Origin of the sequence: Colidextribacter sp. OB.20, from assembly GCF_009911595.1 — a bacterium.
In the GTDB taxonomy this organism is placed as follows: Bacteria; Bacillota; Clostridia; order Oscillospirales; family Oscillospiraceae; genus Lawsonibacter.
Genome location: NZ_QWKG01000052.1, coordinates 15,120 through 30,451, shown reverse-complemented (window position 1 = coordinate 30,451; position 15,332 = coordinate 15,120). Strand labels below are relative to the sequence as shown.

The 15,332-nt window shown below is 50.6% G+C and carries 11 protein-coding genes and 2 pseudogenes; 3 read left to right on the top strand and 10 right to left on the bottom strand.

Going from position 1 to position 15,332, the window contains the following annotated elements; all coding sequences use genetic code 11:
* From D1641_RS13050 to D1641_RS13010, 9 genes and pseudogenes are all read right to left on the bottom strand, one after another.
* Positions 1 to 306 (bottom strand): hypothetical protein (locus D1641_RS13050; protein WP_160666406.1); only part of this gene is annotated, 306 nt, incomplete at its 3' end.
* A gap of 79 nt (positions 307 to 385) precedes the next feature.
* The gene (locus D1641_RS13045; protein ID WP_160666404.1) at positions 386 to 1,219 is read right to left on the bottom strand and encodes a transglutaminase domain-containing protein; all 834 of its coding nucleotides are present in this window, start codon (positions 1,217 to 1,219) and stop codon (positions 386 to 388) included.
* 101 nt (positions 1,220 to 1,320) lie between these two features.
* Entirely contained in the window at positions 1,321 to 2,130 is an 810-nt protein-coding gene (locus tag D1641_RS13040) for a class D sortase (protein ID WP_160666402.1), read from the bottom strand.
* 6 nt (positions 2,131 to 2,136) lie between these two features.
* On the bottom strand, positions 2,137 to 3,117 hold the full coding sequence (locus tag D1641_RS13035; protein WP_160666400.1) for an LPXTG cell wall anchor domain-containing protein: 981 nt from the start codon (positions 3,115 to 3,117) through the stop codon (positions 2,137 to 2,139).
* A 206-nt stretch (positions 3,118 to 3,323) separates the two neighbouring features.
* Positions 3,324 to 4,281 (bottom strand): annotated as a pseudogene (locus D1641_RS13030) (ParB/RepB/Spo0J family partition protein).
* A complete protein-coding gene (locus D1641_RS13025; protein ID WP_160666398.1) occupies positions 4,238 to 5,059 on the bottom strand; it encodes a ParA family protein in 822 nt (273 codons plus the stop codon). The pseudogene D1641_RS13030 and the gene D1641_RS13025 overlap by 44 nt, the downstream one beginning before the upstream one ends.
* Before the next feature lie 488 nt (positions 5,060 to 5,547).
* On the bottom strand, positions 5,548 to 7,704 hold the full coding sequence (locus D1641_RS13020; protein WP_160666396.1) for a tetratricopeptide repeat protein: 2,157 nt from the start codon (positions 7,702 to 7,704) through the stop codon (positions 5,548 to 5,550).
* A 9-nt stretch (positions 7,705 to 7,713) separates the two neighbouring features.
* Entirely contained in the window at positions 7,714 to 8,283 is a 570-nt protein-coding gene (locus D1641_RS13015) for a hypothetical protein (protein ID WP_160666394.1), read from the bottom strand.
* 198 nt (positions 8,284 to 8,481) lie between these two features.
* A pseudogene (locus D1641_RS13010) lies at positions 8,482 to 8,598 on the bottom strand (ParA family protein); the annotation flags it as partial.
* 511 nt (positions 8,599 to 9,109) lie between these two features.
* Between D1641_RS13010 and ltrA the strand changes: the two are divergent.
* The 3 genes from ltrA to D1641_RS12995 all read left to right on the top strand — a co-directional run bounded on the left by ltrA (position 9,110) and on the right by D1641_RS12995 (position 13,482).
* Positions 9,110 to 12,028 carry a group II intron reverse transcriptase/maturase gene (gene ltrA, locus D1641_RS13005; RefSeq protein WP_160666392.1) on the top strand — a complete coding sequence of 973 codons (2,919 nt, stop codon included), beginning with the start codon at positions 9,110 to 9,112 and terminating at the stop codon, positions 12,026 to 12,028.
* Positions 12,029 to 12,053: 25 nt separating this feature from the next.
* Positions 12,054 to 12,362: a MobC family plasmid mobilization relaxosome protein gene (locus D1641_RS13000; RefSeq protein WP_160666390.1), complete on the top strand. Its 309-nt coding sequence runs from the start codon at positions 12,054 to 12,056 to the stop codon at positions 12,360 to 12,362.
* A 403-nt stretch (positions 12,363 to 12,765) separates the two neighbouring features.
* Positions 12,766 to 13,482: a LytTR family DNA-binding domain-containing protein gene (locus D1641_RS12995; protein WP_160666388.1), complete on the top strand. Its 717-nt coding sequence runs from the start codon at positions 12,766 to 12,768 to the stop codon at positions 13,480 to 13,482.
* Positions 13,483 to 13,523: 41 nt separating this feature from the next.
* Here the strand turns inward: D1641_RS12995 and D1641_RS12990 are convergent, their stop codons facing one another.
* Entirely contained in the window at positions 13,524 to 15,302 is a 1,779-nt protein-coding gene (locus D1641_RS12990) for a GHKL domain-containing protein (RefSeq protein ID WP_160666386.1), read from the bottom strand.
* Between the last annotated feature and the right edge of the window lie 30 nt (positions 15,303 to 15,332).

Here is a 15,332-nt window from a genome sequence, read left to right as displayed (position 1 = left end):
CATCGTCTTGGGTTCCCGGTTGTAGGGCTGGACGGTCAGGGACTTGGAGGGGGATACTCCTTTCAGCCCGTGGTTGACGCAGTAGGCGGTGCCAGTCAGCCCATCGTTGCTGGTGTACTTCCAGTAACCGCCGCCGATGGTGCCGCCGTTCTTCTTGGACAGATAGTTGCCGTACCCGGCCTGTTGGATGGTAACGGTGCCACTGTTCTCCAGCGTGGCGGCGCTGGCGGGGAGTGCCATCAGGCCAAACAGCGTAGCCACCACCAGCAGCATGGACAGCAGGCGGTTGAAATGCTTGTGTTTCATAGGTTCTCCTTTCTTTCCGGGCATAAGAAAAGGCAGGCTGCTCTCACAGTCTGCCTTTCCGATGCGGTGTTCGGTTGTCTTACTTGGTGCTTCCGGGGACGAACAGCTCTTTCAAGAAAGCCGTCTGCTCCGGCGCTTGGTCGGTGCGGCCCTCCACCGTTTCCATCAGGAGGATATAGGGCCGGTGGTAGAGGTCGTTGGCGGACACATCCACATGGAGCCACTGGCCGTCCACATAGACCATATTCCAGGTGTGATTGCTGGTGCTGATGGTAAAGCAGGGAATGTCCGCCGCCGCACACAGGAACTTAAACGCTCTGGCGTAGGAGCCGCAGGCTGCTTCCAGCTCGCCGCTGTGCTGGGCGAAGGTGCGGGTCACGCCTGCCGTCTTGCCCTTCTTGTAGGTCAGCAGGGTACACAGGTAGTCGTTCAGATACTCCACCTTCTCCCGGTCGGTCATCCCATCTGCGGCTTGGATGATGGGCTGGATGAAGTCCAGCGGTTCCTGGTAGTTCTCCGGCATTTCGGCGGACACAGCAAAGTAGTCCAGGTACTGCCAGTAGTTGGTGAAGTTCTCCGGGACGTGATGCTCGTACCGCAGAACGCCCTCCATTCGGCCCAGCAGGTTCTTGACGGCGATGTAATCGCTGTCGCCCACCATCGTGTAGGCGGGGGCGGTATCGCTGGTGCCGTCCACCAACGTCTGCCGGATGGCGTTGTAGAGCGCCCGGTCATAGGTGGCGGTGAATACGTCCGGGTTGGCGTCCTGGGAAAAGTCCTCCCGGCTCCATTGGGTGGTCTGGATGGTGTAGGCTTCCGGCTGGACTTCTGCGGCGTGGGCCGGAACGCTCAAACCGGCGATAAGGACGGTGCAGGCGATCCCGGCGATAAAACGGTTCAGACTGTTTTTCATTATGAATGACCTCCTGTGTGATATGTTGGGGTCTTTGCTTGTCCCAACAGTACCACAAAGGCGGGAAACAGTCTAAGGTGCGAATACCTTTTCAGCGGGTGTCAGACCTCTACGGCCCGGACGGCCCAGCGGTAGGCGCTCTGATTGCGGACGCAGGTGAACAGGGTCACGCAGTTTTCAGCGGTGGGGGCCAGCAGGGAGTTGTCCGTTTCGCTGATCTTGTTCACGCTGGTGACGGCGTAGGTGCGGGTTCCCAGCTTGGTGGTCAGGGTGATGGTGTCGCCCACATTCAGATTGTGGATTTCTCCGAAGTAGCAGTTCGTTCCCCGGTTATGACCGGCGATGGCGCAGTTGCCGTCCCAAATGCTGGTGTCCTCGAAGTGGCCCGCCCCTTTCGCCAGGACGGAGCTGGTCGTTCCCTGGTAGACCTTCACATTCACGTTCAGGCTGGGGATTTTCAGGGTCGCCAGATAGCCGCCGCTGTAATAGAGGTCGGATGTGACCTCTGTGTAGCCGGTGGTGGGGGTGGTGGTCGGCGTGTTTCCGCTGGACGTGCCGCCGCTGGGGATGCCGCCGAAGTCAGGCGGGGTGACGGTGATCCCGGCGCTGCCGTTGATGGCTGCGCCCTCACCCAGCATATAGCCGGGGGCCAGATTGGGGGTCAGGGGGTTGCCGGTGTTCAGGGTATAGGCGCTGGCGCTCCCGAAGGTGGGCGGGATCAGGGCCGCGTTCTTGCTCACGTCCACATTGGGCAGCTCGCCCCGGTCAGCCGTCACCATCGGCTCGATGGAGGTGGACTTGCCGTACTCCGGGTCGCCGGGGCCATCGATGTTGTAGTCCAGGGCGCTGGCGGGGACGGTCAAGGCCAGCGTCAGACACAGAACGGAAAAAAGCATGGTCAGTTTTTTCATGGTGCATTACCTCCTGCGTTTGATGAAGTAGAACGCTCCGCCGCCCAGCAGCACCACCGCAACAACTGCCACCACGGGCAGGACGTTGTTCTTCTCGCCGGTGGGGGCATCAGTGGGGTTGGTCGGCTCGGCGGGAGCGGTGGGGTCAGCGGGGTCGTTCAGGTCAGGGCTGGGGGTGTCGCCGGGTTCTTCCGGGGTCACGGGTTCCAGGGCTGTGCCCTCGAAGATCGCCACATAGCGTATCTTATTCAGGTTGATACGGCTGACAGTGCCCGCATAGTCGGCGGTGACGGTGTAGCCTTTCACATAGGAACTGGTGGCGGAGCCGGAGTAGGACGCCACGGCGGTAAAGTGGCCGTCGCCCTCCGTCTGCCAGTTGACGGTCTGGAGGGTCAGGGAGTGGCCGTTGTCGCTGATGGACTTGGGGATATACTGCGTGTCCTGGTCGGCAAGGCCGGGGTAAGTGCGGGTGGCGGTGATGCTCTTAGTGGAGCTGCCATAACCGGCAACCTCCACGTTCACCGTGTCCAGCTTCAGGGCCAGCGTCCCGGCAAGGCCGTCCTCGGTAATAAACTCCTTTGTCTGCGGCAATAGGGCCAGCACCGCGCCCATGTCCTTGCTCTGGCTGGGCACGGACACGGTTTCCGTGTGCTGACGGCTCTCGTTGGCGGGAAGTTCCTGTTTCAGCAGGTCAGTCAGGGTGTAATGGTAGCCCTCCTGCTCAAAGTCGGAACGGGGGATGCCAGCGGGGTAGCCCTCCTGCTCAAAGTCGGAACGGGGGATGCCAGCGGGGTCGTCCTCCGGCCCCAGGTCGTACATCTTCCTGATCTCGCCGCCGTCCTCGCTCCGGGTGACGGCGGTGGGGTAACAGGGGGACGGCTGGGCGGGTTCAGGCGGGTCGGCGGCAAAGGCGGCGGTGGTCATGGTCATGGCAAGGGCCAGGACGCACAGCAGCCGCGCTACGTGGATAGCGGTTTTCCGCTTCATAGAAAATTACCTCCATATTGTTGATTTTGGGTAGAAAAAAGCCCGTGGCGTTCCACGGATTCAAAGGTTTTTACCGGCTGAAAAAGGATGGGCAGGGTCTTTCTTTTCAGCAGGTACAGCAGGTTTTGAGGGGGAGAGTGTGAGAGGGGGAGGACGTGGAAGGTGCCAGGGTCGCAAAAGGGCAGACTGTCCCCCAGGTGTGACATTCATCGTTCCCTCGCCCTTTCCCGCTTGCGGTACATCTCCAACGCCTTTACGATGGTGTCCTCGATTTTCTGTGCGGGCGTCCCCGCAGGGAAAAACTTGTCGATACGGTTCCGGGGTATCTTGAATTGCTCCACTTGGTTGGGCTTTTCCTCCTGCATGATGGAGAGGATCACGTCTGCGTTCAGCTTGCCTTTCTCGGAAAAGTCCCGCATTTTGATGGCCTGGGCATGGGAGGGGGGTGCAATCCTCAACGGTCATGGTTTCCAACAAGTCCTTTTGCTCGGCCTCGGTCAGATAGGACAGCTCCACGGCGGGGCGCAGGGCCATTTGTAACTGCCCTTTTTCTTTCAGCACAGAATTGTCCACCATGTCAATGATTTCGGGGATAAGGTTGGTTAGCCGAATATAGCGCCGAATTTGGTCTTGGCTTTCTCCCACCTGTTCGCCCAAAATCTGACGTGAGGTTTTACCGCCAGACTTCTGTGCCACTGGCACAGAAGTTAAATCTGTCCGTTGTCCCTGTCGTTTCATGGCATTCAGCTTCATTTTATAAGCAAAGGCTTTCTCAGAGGGCAGAACTTGCTCACGCTGGAGGTTACTGTCTACCATGATAATGACAGCTTCATCATCGGTCAGTTCCCGGACGATACAAGGCACCGTGGGCAGTTCTGCCAGCTCCGCCGCCATTTTACGCCTGTGCCCGGACACCATCTGATACCCGCCGTCCGGCATGGGCCGCACCAGCACGGGGGAAAGGACACCACGCTCCTTTACACTCGACACCATTTCCGTCATGCTCTCGTCCATCCGCACCTTGAACGGGTGGTTGGGGAAGTCGTTGATTTCAGCGGTGGGGAGGTCGGTCACATAGCTGCGCTGGGCGTTGTCCCGTTCCTCCTGGGTGGTGAACATACTATCGACTGAGGTCAGAAGTCCGGCTGCGCTGCTTTTCGCCAATCTTCAACACCTCCTTTGTCAGACTGCGGTAGGCTTCCGCCGCCCGCCCCCTGGGTTCATGCTGGAAAATGCTCTTGTCTGCCGTGCTGACCTCCGCCAGCCGCACCGTTGCCGGGATCACCGCGTCCATCACGGGCAGGTGTTTCCCAAAGTTCGATTTGACGGTGGCGACAATATCCTTGCGGAAGTTGGTTTCATTCGCCATTGTCAGGAACACGCCTCCGATCTTCAGCCGGGGGTTGATCTGCCGCTGGATGCTCCGCACCGTGCCCACCAGCTCCGTCATGTCCTCCGCCGCCAGATAATCCGCCTGGACAGGGATAAGAACATAGTCCGACGCGGACAGGGCGTTGATGACCAGCATACCCAGCGAGGGACGGCAATCCAGCAGAACATAGTCATAGTCCCGCTTTACGCTGTCCACATACTGCCGGAGTACTGTTTCCCGGCTCATCACGTTCACCAAACTGACCTCCACAGCGGACAGGCTGCGGTTCCCCGGCACGAAGTCAAAGCCCTCATGGTGGTGCATGATCTCCGGGTGGCCGGTCGGCTCTTTCCCGGACACCACATCGCTCATGACATTGGCGAGGGTCAGGGGCAGGTCGTGGGGCTTGCGCTGGCCCAGCATCTTGGTCAAGTCCCCCTGGGGGTCTGTGTCCAGCATAAGGACTTTCTTTCCGTCCAGCGCAAGACAAGCCCCCAGGTTGTAGACGGTAGTGCTTTTGCCAACTCCGCCCTTTTGATTTGCTACGCTTATCACCTTGGGTTTCGCCATATTGGGGTTCCCTCCTTTTTCATAGATTTAGCCGCCTGCGGCGAAACAGACGGCTATGTATCGGCATAGAAAAAGCCGCCTTTTCTATGCAGAAAAGACGGCCTATGCAGTCGGACAATATGTGATTTTCAGACGGCTATTCAGGGGCAAGGCTTAAACCGTATGTCCGCATTTCCCCGCGTTTTGTCGTATCAAAACTCATTCCTTGGTAGTAAATTCGTAGTAATTGGGGTGGCCTGTTGTCAGGAAATGCGGCGTAATGCGCTGTTTCACAAGGTCTTGCCGGTTCTTACAAAATATTTTGCAAAAAATACTTTCATCACGTCTACATTTCTGCATTCTTGGCAAGTGTTGCCCAATTCACTTGAAGCGATCTCTATCATAGGGAGTGCCACAACACTGTAAAGGGTTCAAAAATAGCTGGCTTCAATTTTGTACCCTCGAAAAAAAAATACTTGTCAGATAATAAATATCGAATAAAAATTATCTTACGCGTTATATACTACATATTCTTTTAGCAATTCCTCCATAGATATTTCTCTTTTAGGCATCTCATTATCGGGTGAAGTTTTCCTTTCGAAACGTTTTTCAGGAAAAACATTAAATGCCCGCTCTGCCATCCACTCTTTTTTCCATTCGGATAAGGTGACATGAGAAGTTGACTCAGACAGGACATTTAAAACGCTCGTTTCTATCTCAGAAATTTGTTCTGCATATCTCTCGATTTTACTACCTTCAAGCAACATTAAAGACACACTCCAAAAATTATATGCATCCTCATACAGCTTTTTTGCTGCAAACAATTGTGCTATATTGTGATAAATTGTAGCTGTTTCAGGATCTCTACTCCCATGATAATAAATATGTATTCTCAGCGCAAGTATATAGCATGAGTAGGCAAGAGATATATTACCTACACTTGCATTACTCTTACCAATATCCATAAGGATGGTAATAGTATCTCTTATTTCGCTACTATTAGTATCATTAGAAAACTCATCATCAATCTTTGTGAGCATACTGTATGTAAAAATAATATTTGAATATATTAGGGCTTCTTTTTTGTTACCCATATCATCATAATGATTCTTCAACAACTCATATGCACATTCAATATAACCATTTTGCAACCATCTTGGTGAGCAATTTGCTAATTCGATTATCCTTCTTGCATATTCTAATGCTGCTGCTCGGTTATTCTCTTTTTCATATAAGACACATAATTTATAGCAAATATAACTCTCATAATCATTTTTGACATTCTCGGCTCCATCTAAAAACAGCTTTGCCACTTCATTAGGGGTAATTGTAGAATAAAATATCTGTCCCCCTGTCCTCGCTTTTTCTATGACGTAACCTTTATCATCACAAATATTTGGATTGCTATGTAAAAATTTTTCAATACATATGGCTAACTCAATAGCATCAGCGTATTTATTTTTACGCTCAGATGTATTAATCTTTTGAATATATAGAGGAATTAATGCGACACTATTAAGTTCAGGAAGTTTCTCCTTTGGATTGGTATGATCTACAGATACTTCCTTAGAAATATCATTATTTTGAGATATTAGGGATGCTACTTTTAAGCTAATATATTCTTCTAAAGAAATTTGCTCTATATTTTTTGAACCGCACGATCTACACTCAACAATTGCCTCATCAAAAAAATCAACATTATTACAGTCATGGCATTTATAGCAACCATATTTTCTTTCCTCTATAAAATCTTCAATCGAATGTTCTCTTGCAAAATCTGACCAATACCATATTTCGTAAAAATGATTTATGATGCTTCGCTGTAGCCTTAACCTAAAAGACTCATGAAAAACATACGCTAACAATCTTCGAGTTCCATCTTGTCCAAACTTGGAAATGAATCGGTATATTGCACAGGAGATATCTTCTTTCAGAGACATTAAACAGTCTTCATTATTTGTTATCCTCTCGCGAGCTACACAAAAATAATAACTTGCCAAAAAGTATTGCTGCTCTAAAAATTCTATTTGACACAATGTCAATGCTGATGCAACAATATCAAAATCATTTTCAGAAAAAAGTCCATTTGCAAAGTATACCTGATACTCGTGTTTTAATAAATCTCTGTCATCTTTATGAGCTTCTTTAAAGTTATTATAAGCGTCTGAATTCCGCTCCATCAATTCAATAAAAGAAAACTCACCATATTTATACTTCCCGTTTGTCACCTTTTTGACAAAGCTTTCATCGATCAGAGCATTCCATTTCGCATATATCTTAGTCAAGCTTTCCACATTTATGTCAACTTTCCTTTTTCTGATAGTGCTATTGAAAGTTGTTAACTCATTTTTGTTATACAAAATATCATATAGTACACATCCTACATCACCTGCAACATTAATAAAGCCATAACGAAAAGCAGCGCCAAATTCCATTCCAAAATTAGTATATAAATTAATTAGTCCATTGGCATATTTTTCTATCTCTTTTGGAAATTCAAAAATTTCAACATCATCCATATCCACTACTGCAAAATCACCATTTGCCTTTAAAAGTATATTGCTTCCATGAATATCGTAATATAAAATATTATTGCGGCAAAGAATTGCCCATTCGCAGCCCAAAAGAAAAAAATTAAAAAGAATATTGTTATTTGACTCTTCCATAATGGCCTCCTATATAATAAAAATACAAGCAATCTTTGCTTGTATTTTTTTCTCTTTAATAGAAAGTGGAAATACGATTGCAGAGGCAGTCACCTCTCCATGCATTAACAATTGATTAATCAGGCTCATTGATGTCCAATTATTAATCGAGGTAATCCCTTGTATCGTATATTCACCGAACTCACATTCAACACTAATTAAGAATGAATTATCAATAATTGATTTTTTAGTATTAAGTTTAAATATTCCATCTACAAATGATATTGCGCCAATAGAGTTATCTTCTGCTTGAAGTTCGCCATTTAAAGCCTCTTCCTGAACTTGCTTAACTGTCTGTATTGCACGAAACAAATCATCGTATTGTTTAATGATCTGTGTTTCCTTCGACTTTTCATATTCAGACGCCCCTTCTGCGCTAAATGGAATAAATATTTTGTCGATTAATGCCTTAATTGACACTGATAAATTGGTTTTATTTGCACTTGACTTGGACACAACTAAACCATCATCGTTATTAATAGCAATTTGATTAATTATTGAAGGCGAAAAATATAATACAGGTACTATAGATGTAAACATGTTTTCCCCTCTCTTTAAATAAATATTGGATATTATCCATTATAATAATTACCACTTTATAGTATATCACAATTTTCCTTTTTGTCTATGCTTTATTTTAAATAACTCTTCATAGTCAATGAAATGTCTTTTCCTGTTGACGAAAAGCCCTGACTTCATGCGAGGTTGCGGGAGTATTGTTATGAACACTCATACCACATCCAGCAACGGGACTTTTTGCCCCTGCGCAAGACCGGCCCCCAGATTGTAGACGGTGGCGCTTTCGCCCACACCTTCCTTTTGATTTGCTATGCTTATCACCTGGAGTTTCGCCATTTTGGGGTTCCCCCCCATTTCCATAAATTTAGCTTTAACCGCCTGCGGCGAGACAGACGGCTATGTAGGGGCATTGAAAAGGCCGCCCATTCCTTTTGAGAATAAGCGGCCTACACATCGCTATGTATTTTCTACTTCCTTAAAGCTCTGATCTGCTCGTTAAATTTGCGATGCTTAGAGGATTTCACTGCGATCCCAATGAAATATTTGCTGACCAGGAAATCTAACAGGTGCTCTTTTGGAATTTGGAAGCTAAAGCATAGGGAACAAAGGAACCATGGACGGCACTTCAATTTGTTGAAGTAAGTGAAGTGACACCTTCGCCGCGCGGGTAGGAAATGACCTGTTAATCCATGGGGCATCAGCCCGTAGTAGTGATGAAGCCCCTGTAATGGGGGTGGAGCGAAGGGGCATAGTCAGTGCAGATTCGTATGTGAACAGAAAGTCGAGGAAGCCGTAGGCATACCTGACTAACACCAGAAACACCAATTCCGAAGGGAGGCGGTGCGTTATGGCACAACAATTCGACTGCCCAAAAACCGAAACCCAACTACGCGAAATCCAGGATAAGCTGTATCAGCACAGCAAAGAGGCCTATGACGTGGGCGGTCGCCCAGCGTTTAGGGGCCTGCTGGAAATTATGTCAGCAGAAGCAACCATTATCACAGCAATTCACAACATCAAGAGCAATCGTGGCAGCGAGACCCCCGGAGTGGATTCTAAGACCATGCGTAAAGACTATCTACAACGCTCACATTCCTGGGTGATAAAGGATATTCAAAACGCATTTAAGCACTTTGAACCACAGAGGATACGCCGGGTGTATATCGACAAACCGGGAAAAACCGAAAAACGCCCGCTGGGTATTCCTACCATACGGGACAGAATCGTACAAGAGTGTATGAGGATTGTGCTGGAGCCAATATTTGAAGCGCAGTTCTTTGCCCATTCCTACGGTTTTCGCTCTATGCGGGACGCGCCTATGGCATTAGAACGGGCAAAAACGCTTGTGTTCAATACAGGTTATTACTGGATTGTCGAGGGTGACATCAGCAAATGCTTCGACCGCATTGACCACGCCATTTTGCTGAAACGCTTATACCATATGGGCGTAAAGGACAGGCGGGTTTTGCAAATTATCAAGGCCATGCTGAAAGCCGGGGTTATGGGCGAGTGCGAGGTGAACGAGGAAGGAACACCGCAGGGAGGACTCATCAGTCCGTTGCTGGCTAATGTGTATCTGGATATCATGGATGAATGGATTTCCAGTCAATGGGAGCGCAAGAAAACCCATACAGCGTATTCCAGACCAGAAACCAGACTTCATGCTCTGCGCAAAAGGAGCAATCTGATACCAAGCTACCTTGTCCGCTATGCGGATGACTTTGTGATTATCACGGACACCCGCGCCCATGCCGAAGATTGGAAAGCCCGGTTGCAAGCCTTTCTACAAAGCAAAATGAAGCTGACGCTATCCCAGGAGAAAACGCTGATAACAGACATCCGAAAGAAACACATCAAATTTATAGGTTACGAGTTCAAAATGGTGCCGGGGAAATCCCGCCAGGGCTATATATCAAGGACAATTCCAGACAGAGACCGATTAAAGCGGAAAGTTGACAAAATTGCCCATAACATCAAGAAGATTCCCCTAAACTACAGTCGGGAACAGATGATTGGCGCAATCAATCGCATTAACAGCCAAATTAGAGGGCTTATCCAATATTATCAATGCTGCACCTGGGTCGGTACTTCCATGAAAAAGTGTGGGAGAAGATTACAGATGGTGGAAAAAGCTCGCTTGAATCAATATAAGGGGAAATGGATTCCAGCAAACCAGACACAGAACCTTCCCCGCGTCCACCAACAGTACAAGCAGAAAATACCCTCTATCAAATACCTCAACATTTATATTGGCTTTACCGCAATCACCTTTTGCAAGTGGGAAAAAGTCTTACCAAAAAACCAGGCGGAAACACCCTATACCGAAGCCGGAAGGCAAATCAACTTCGAGCGCACGAAAAAGAAGCGTATCAACGCGCGCTTCGATGAACTGTACTCGGAGAAATCGGCAAGGGCCATCAGCTATGGAAAATGGGGAAAGCTCAACAACTTTGAGTTCATTATGAATCGGGCTTATGCCCTGAATCGGGACAAGCTCAAGTGCCGGGTCTGCGGCGGCTGGCTCATTTCCAGCACGCCATGGGCGCACCGGGTTAACCCCTACCTCCCGCTGGACAAGGTGAATCGTGTCAACAATCTGGTCTCACTCCATAAGAAATGCTTTATGGCGGTGAATAATCCGAACCAAGAAATCAGCCAATTTGATGTGAAAGCACAGAAGAAAATTATCGGTTACAGGGAAAAACTGGTTCCTTCACATAAGGTCGGTACGCATAAAGGACAAGACGAAAATCAACACATAATAAGGCAGTTACCGAAAAAGCAAACCTTTGTGACAAAATCAAACAGGCAGAAAAACGCACGATTTAACAATCAAAGTCAATCGTGCGTTTTTCATTTTCAAAAAGGAGGGCAATCTATGCCGAGCGTAACTTTATCAGACTATTTTTGCGGCGATGAAGAAATACAGTTTTCACACTTTCGCATTCCCCGCCAACTTATCATCCATCCCCATTTCAAGCCCCTGTCCGCTGATGCCAAGCTACTATATGGTATGCTACTGAACCGCATGAGCCTGTCCGCAAAAAATGGCTGGCACGACAACACCGGGCGGGTTTATATTTACTTCACTGTAAAAGAAGTCTGCGAAGCCATAGGCTGCGGGCGAAACAAGGCCATGCGGTTATTGGCAGAGTTGGATACCAGCAAAGGAATCGGCCTGATTGAGCGCGTCAAACAGGGCCAGGGCAAGCCGGACAGGGTTTTTGTCAAGCGGATCACTGTACAGGAAAATATGGAGGCACCCGGCCAAGGCCCTGCCGCACCCATTTCATCGGTTGATTTTTCCGACATCCAGAGGTCGGAAAAATCGACTTCAAGGCGTCGGGAAAATCGACGTTTTGAGGTTTCAAATGCAAACCCAAATTATACTGATAAAAGCCAAACTAATTTTATCCATACTAATCAATCCATCTATCCCCCTGCCCCCAGCACGAAACAGCCTGAGATGGATGGATACAAGTTAAGAGAGGAACCCAGATCAAATAGTACGTATTATGAGCATTTACAGTTTTTCTACTGTTCAGCACGATGTTGGGGAAATGCGTCTCACCGTGAGACGCATTACTTTTGTGGAAAAAACGCCGTTAAAAAAGGAATCACCTACCCAGCGGCACCACAGCGGACAGCGCAGCCAAAAGGCGGTGCTGTCCGAGCAAGTATGTCATTTGTTAAACACAAACGACCCTTGTTAGGGGACGCACCCCCCTTAAAACCCCCAGTCTACGGAAAATACGTCTCACCATGAGACGCATTATAAAAAGGAGACTGCCATGCGAAAACGCGAACATTTTATCGGCCTATGGTTGGATGATATAGAATATAGGCATTTACTGAAACAATGTGTCCTGTCTGGCCTCAATGCCAGCACCCTGATCCGGCACAGTATTATGGACGTAAACATTCAGCCGAAGCCACCCGACACCTACGCCGCCCTGCTGCGGGAGTTGTCGGCAATCGGGAACAACGTAAATCAGATTGCATATTGGGCCAACGCCACCAAAGGCAGCGGAAAAGCAGAGATTGCAGAAGCTGTTGCGTTAGTACAGCGGGCGTGGCGTTTGGTGAAAGAGACGCTGTAACATGATAAAGTGTCACAATGCGGGGTATGCCCCCTCAATGTGCCAGATTTTACACCACCGCCCTTTGTCCGTCAAGGCCAAGACGAGCCGCGCCGGACGCTTGCGTCCGGCGCGGGCCTTGACAGCCAAAGGCCGTCGGTGCTTTTGGTGGTTAAGGGGGACATACCCCAAAACCGGCTTGCGCCGGTTTTTTCGTTATGGGCAACGCCAGCGTTTCCCGGAACGTGCGGCGGTTATCGTCAGGCAAAGGCGGCGGGCGCTTATGCGCCCAGGTATCCCTATAAATGCGTCTCACCGTGAGACGCATTTTCGATCCCTCAGATAACAGGCGGCGATGCCCTTTGACGGAAACACCGAAAACTGCTATAATGATACAAACAATTCCGCAGGGAGGTGACTGCCCATGTACCGTATTGCGATATGCGAGGATGAACCGCTGATGGCACAGGAAAACGAGACAATGATTTGCCGTATTCTGGAGGCCCGCCATTTCCGGCGGGATATTGACTTTACCGTTTCCAGCTTTTCCACAGCGGGGCCGCTGCTGACCGCTCTGCGGAACCAGCCTGCGTCTTTTCATCTGCTTTTGTTGGATATTAGGCTGGCGCAGGAAAACGGCGTGGAGCTGGCCAGCTATCTGCGGGAATCCGATATTGGCTGTTCCATTATCTACATCACCGCCTATACGGAATATATGGAGGACGCCTTTTCTACCTATACGCTGGGATATTTTTTGAAGCCGGTGGACGAGAAAAAGCTGGCAAAGGTCATCGACTGGGATCTGCGAAAAAACTACCGCCCGGAGCAGATCACACTGCCCGTCAACGGCGGCTTACGCAAGGTAATGGTCCAGGATATTCTCTATGCGGAGGCGGTCAACCACAAAGCCGCCGTGTATCTGCCGGAAGAAGTCATATCCGTCAACCTAAGCTTTCGGGCGTTGCTTTCCCATTTGCAGGGGGACACGTTCTGCCGCTGTCACAACAGCTTTGTTGTTAATTTGAAGCACGTCCATAAGCGAACCGCGCGGGGATTGCTTCTGGACACCGGAGCAGAACTGCCAATCAGCCGCGCCTATCAGCAGGAGACTACCAAACGATTCGTCACTTTTATCCAATAGAAACCGCCCTCTCTGTGGATCGTCACAGAAAGGGCGGCTTTTTAATCTGGCATTTGCAGGGCGGTAGCAACGGAAAAGGCATTGTCCGGGAATTTCAGCAGCAGCTCGCTTTGATACTTCCGCGCTATGGTCTGAACTGCTTTCAGGCCGTAGCCGTGGGCGGATTTGTCCTCTTTCGTTGTGCGGCACAGGTCACGTTCCGCGTCATAGTCCACCGGAGCAAAGCGGGAATTTTCCACCCCGATATACAAATGGACGCCCCGAATATGGAGATCGACCCGCAGCCATTTCCGCGCTCCATCCGGGGCCAGGGCATTAGCCTCCAGCGCGTTTTGCAGTAAATTCATCAGCACCATACAAAGCTCTGTGTCCGGGAACGGCAGAGTTTCCGGCACGTCGATCCGGCGCTCCACCTCGACGCCCTGTTTCTGTGCCCGCGCCAGCATGACCGTCAACACCGCATTGATCGCCGGATGGGGCGCGTAAGTCAGAGCGGGAATAGAGGACACATCGGATGCCAGCTCGCTCAGATAGGCGTCCAGCCGCTCCGTCTCTCCCGTGCGGGACAGGTTTTGCAGGACCAAATAATGATTTTTCACCTCATGGCGCAGCTCCCCCAGGGCGGCGGCGCTCTCCAGCACGGTGGCAAGCTGCTCCCGCGTCAGGCTTTCACGGGCGGACAGCACCTGTAATTCCGTTTCCCGTTCGCTCCTGTGCCGGATGTAGGCCGCCGCGCTCTCCAGAAAGCACAGGGCCAGCAGCAGGCTGTTCCAGTAAAACAGTTCTGTGTCGATCCAGAGGATCGGGTGGGCCAGGAACGACCACAGGATGGATGCGTGGGGACCCGTCCGCCCCGCCGGGAGCATACTCAGCAGTATGATGACCACAACACACCCTCCCAGCCAGGGCAGGAAACGCCGGAACACTGGATTGCCGTCCCGGTATTCCAGAACGGAGCAGACCACCAGTGCGGCAATCGTAAACCAGAACACGATCCCGGTGCGGGCGGCAAAATTGGAAAAGAGCGGGATCACCGTTTGAAATCCCGCCACGACCCAATAGACCAGCGCGGGCAGGACGGCGAAAGGTGCAAACACGTTTCGCCGTTTTTTCATCCCCAGCATCAGATACAAAGCTGGCGCGGCGAACAGGAGCGCATGGGACTGGTGCAGCACCAGGCCGTAGAGCGCGGGAGGCAAAGTGAACAGGGAGAAGTTCTGCATATAGAAGTACGCCGTCTGACCCAGGGCGGCGGCGCAGAGCAGCAGGACCGGCCAAGGCCGGGTCCCCTCCAGCCAGCCATACAGGAACAGGCCCAGCGTCAGCAGAAAGACCACCCCGAACGCGGCGGCGGGAAAGGCGCGGAGGCTGGTATCCGCGCGGGCCTGTTCGTTGAGCAGAACGCTGTCCAGGAAATACAAGGACGGCTCCGGGTCCTCCTCCCCTTTTTCCATAAGGAGGGTGAGGGTTTTCCCCGCCCACTCCCCAGGCAGGGTCACATACAAATTGCCCGTGCCCGCCGGGAGCTGTTGAAAGGGCGCGCCGTCCAGCCGCAGCTCTGCCGCCGCAAATAACTGTCGGATCTCCAGGACCGGGCGCAGTTTTCCCGCCTGTGCCGGGAGAGTGTATTCCAGCTCCAGCGGCCCCGCGTAGAGGTACAGCCCGTCCAGCTCCGGCGCACCGCTCACGGCCTCCGGCGTCAGGCGCACAGGTTGTTGATTGGGAACCGTCTCCGCCGCCAGCAGCCACACAAGCCCCGCCGCGCACAGCAGGAACAGGCCCATCGCCAGACAACTGGCCCACCGTTTTCCAATCCGCATTTTCCGCCCTCCCCAATCCTGTTTGTACTT

Bases quoted from the DNA above. Each gene is read 5' to 3' on its own strand.
- D1641_RS13025 (WP_160666398.1), bottom strand. From the start codon at position 5,059: ATGGCGAAACCCAAGGTGATAAGCGTAGCAAATCAAAAGGGCGGAGTT.
- D1641_RS12990 (WP_160666386.1), bottom strand. From the start codon at position 15,302: ATGCGGATTGGAAAACGGTGGGCCAGTTGTCTGGCGATGGGCCTGTTC.
- D1641_RS13020 (WP_160666396.1), bottom strand. From the start codon at position 7,704: ATGGAAGAGTCAAATAACAATATTCTTTTTAATTTTTTTCTTTTGGGC.
- D1641_RS13035 (WP_160666400.1), bottom strand. From the start codon at position 3,117: ATGAAGCGGAAAACCGCTATCCACGTAGCGCGGCTGCTGTGCGTCCTG.
- D1641_RS13000 (WP_160666390.1), top strand. From the start codon at position 12,054: ATGCGAAAACGCGAACATTTTATCGGCCTATGGTTGGATGATATAGAA.
- ltrA (WP_160666392.1), top strand. From the start codon at position 9,110: ATGGCACAACAATTCGACTGCCCAAAAACCGAAACCCAACTACGCGAA.
- D1641_RS13045 (WP_160666404.1), bottom strand. From the start codon at position 1,219: ATGAAAAACAGTCTGAACCGTTTTATCGCCGGGATCGCCTGCACCGTC.
- D1641_RS13040 (WP_160666402.1), bottom strand. From the start codon at position 2,130: ATGAAAAAACTGACCATGCTTTTTTCCGTTCTGTGTCTGACGCTGGCC.
- D1641_RS12995 (WP_160666388.1), top strand. From the start codon at position 12,766: ATGTACCGTATTGCGATATGCGAGGATGAACCGCTGATGGCACAGGAA.
- D1641_RS13015 (WP_160666394.1), bottom strand. From the start codon at position 8,283: ATGTTTACATCTATAGTACCTGTATTATATTTTTCGCCTTCAATAATT.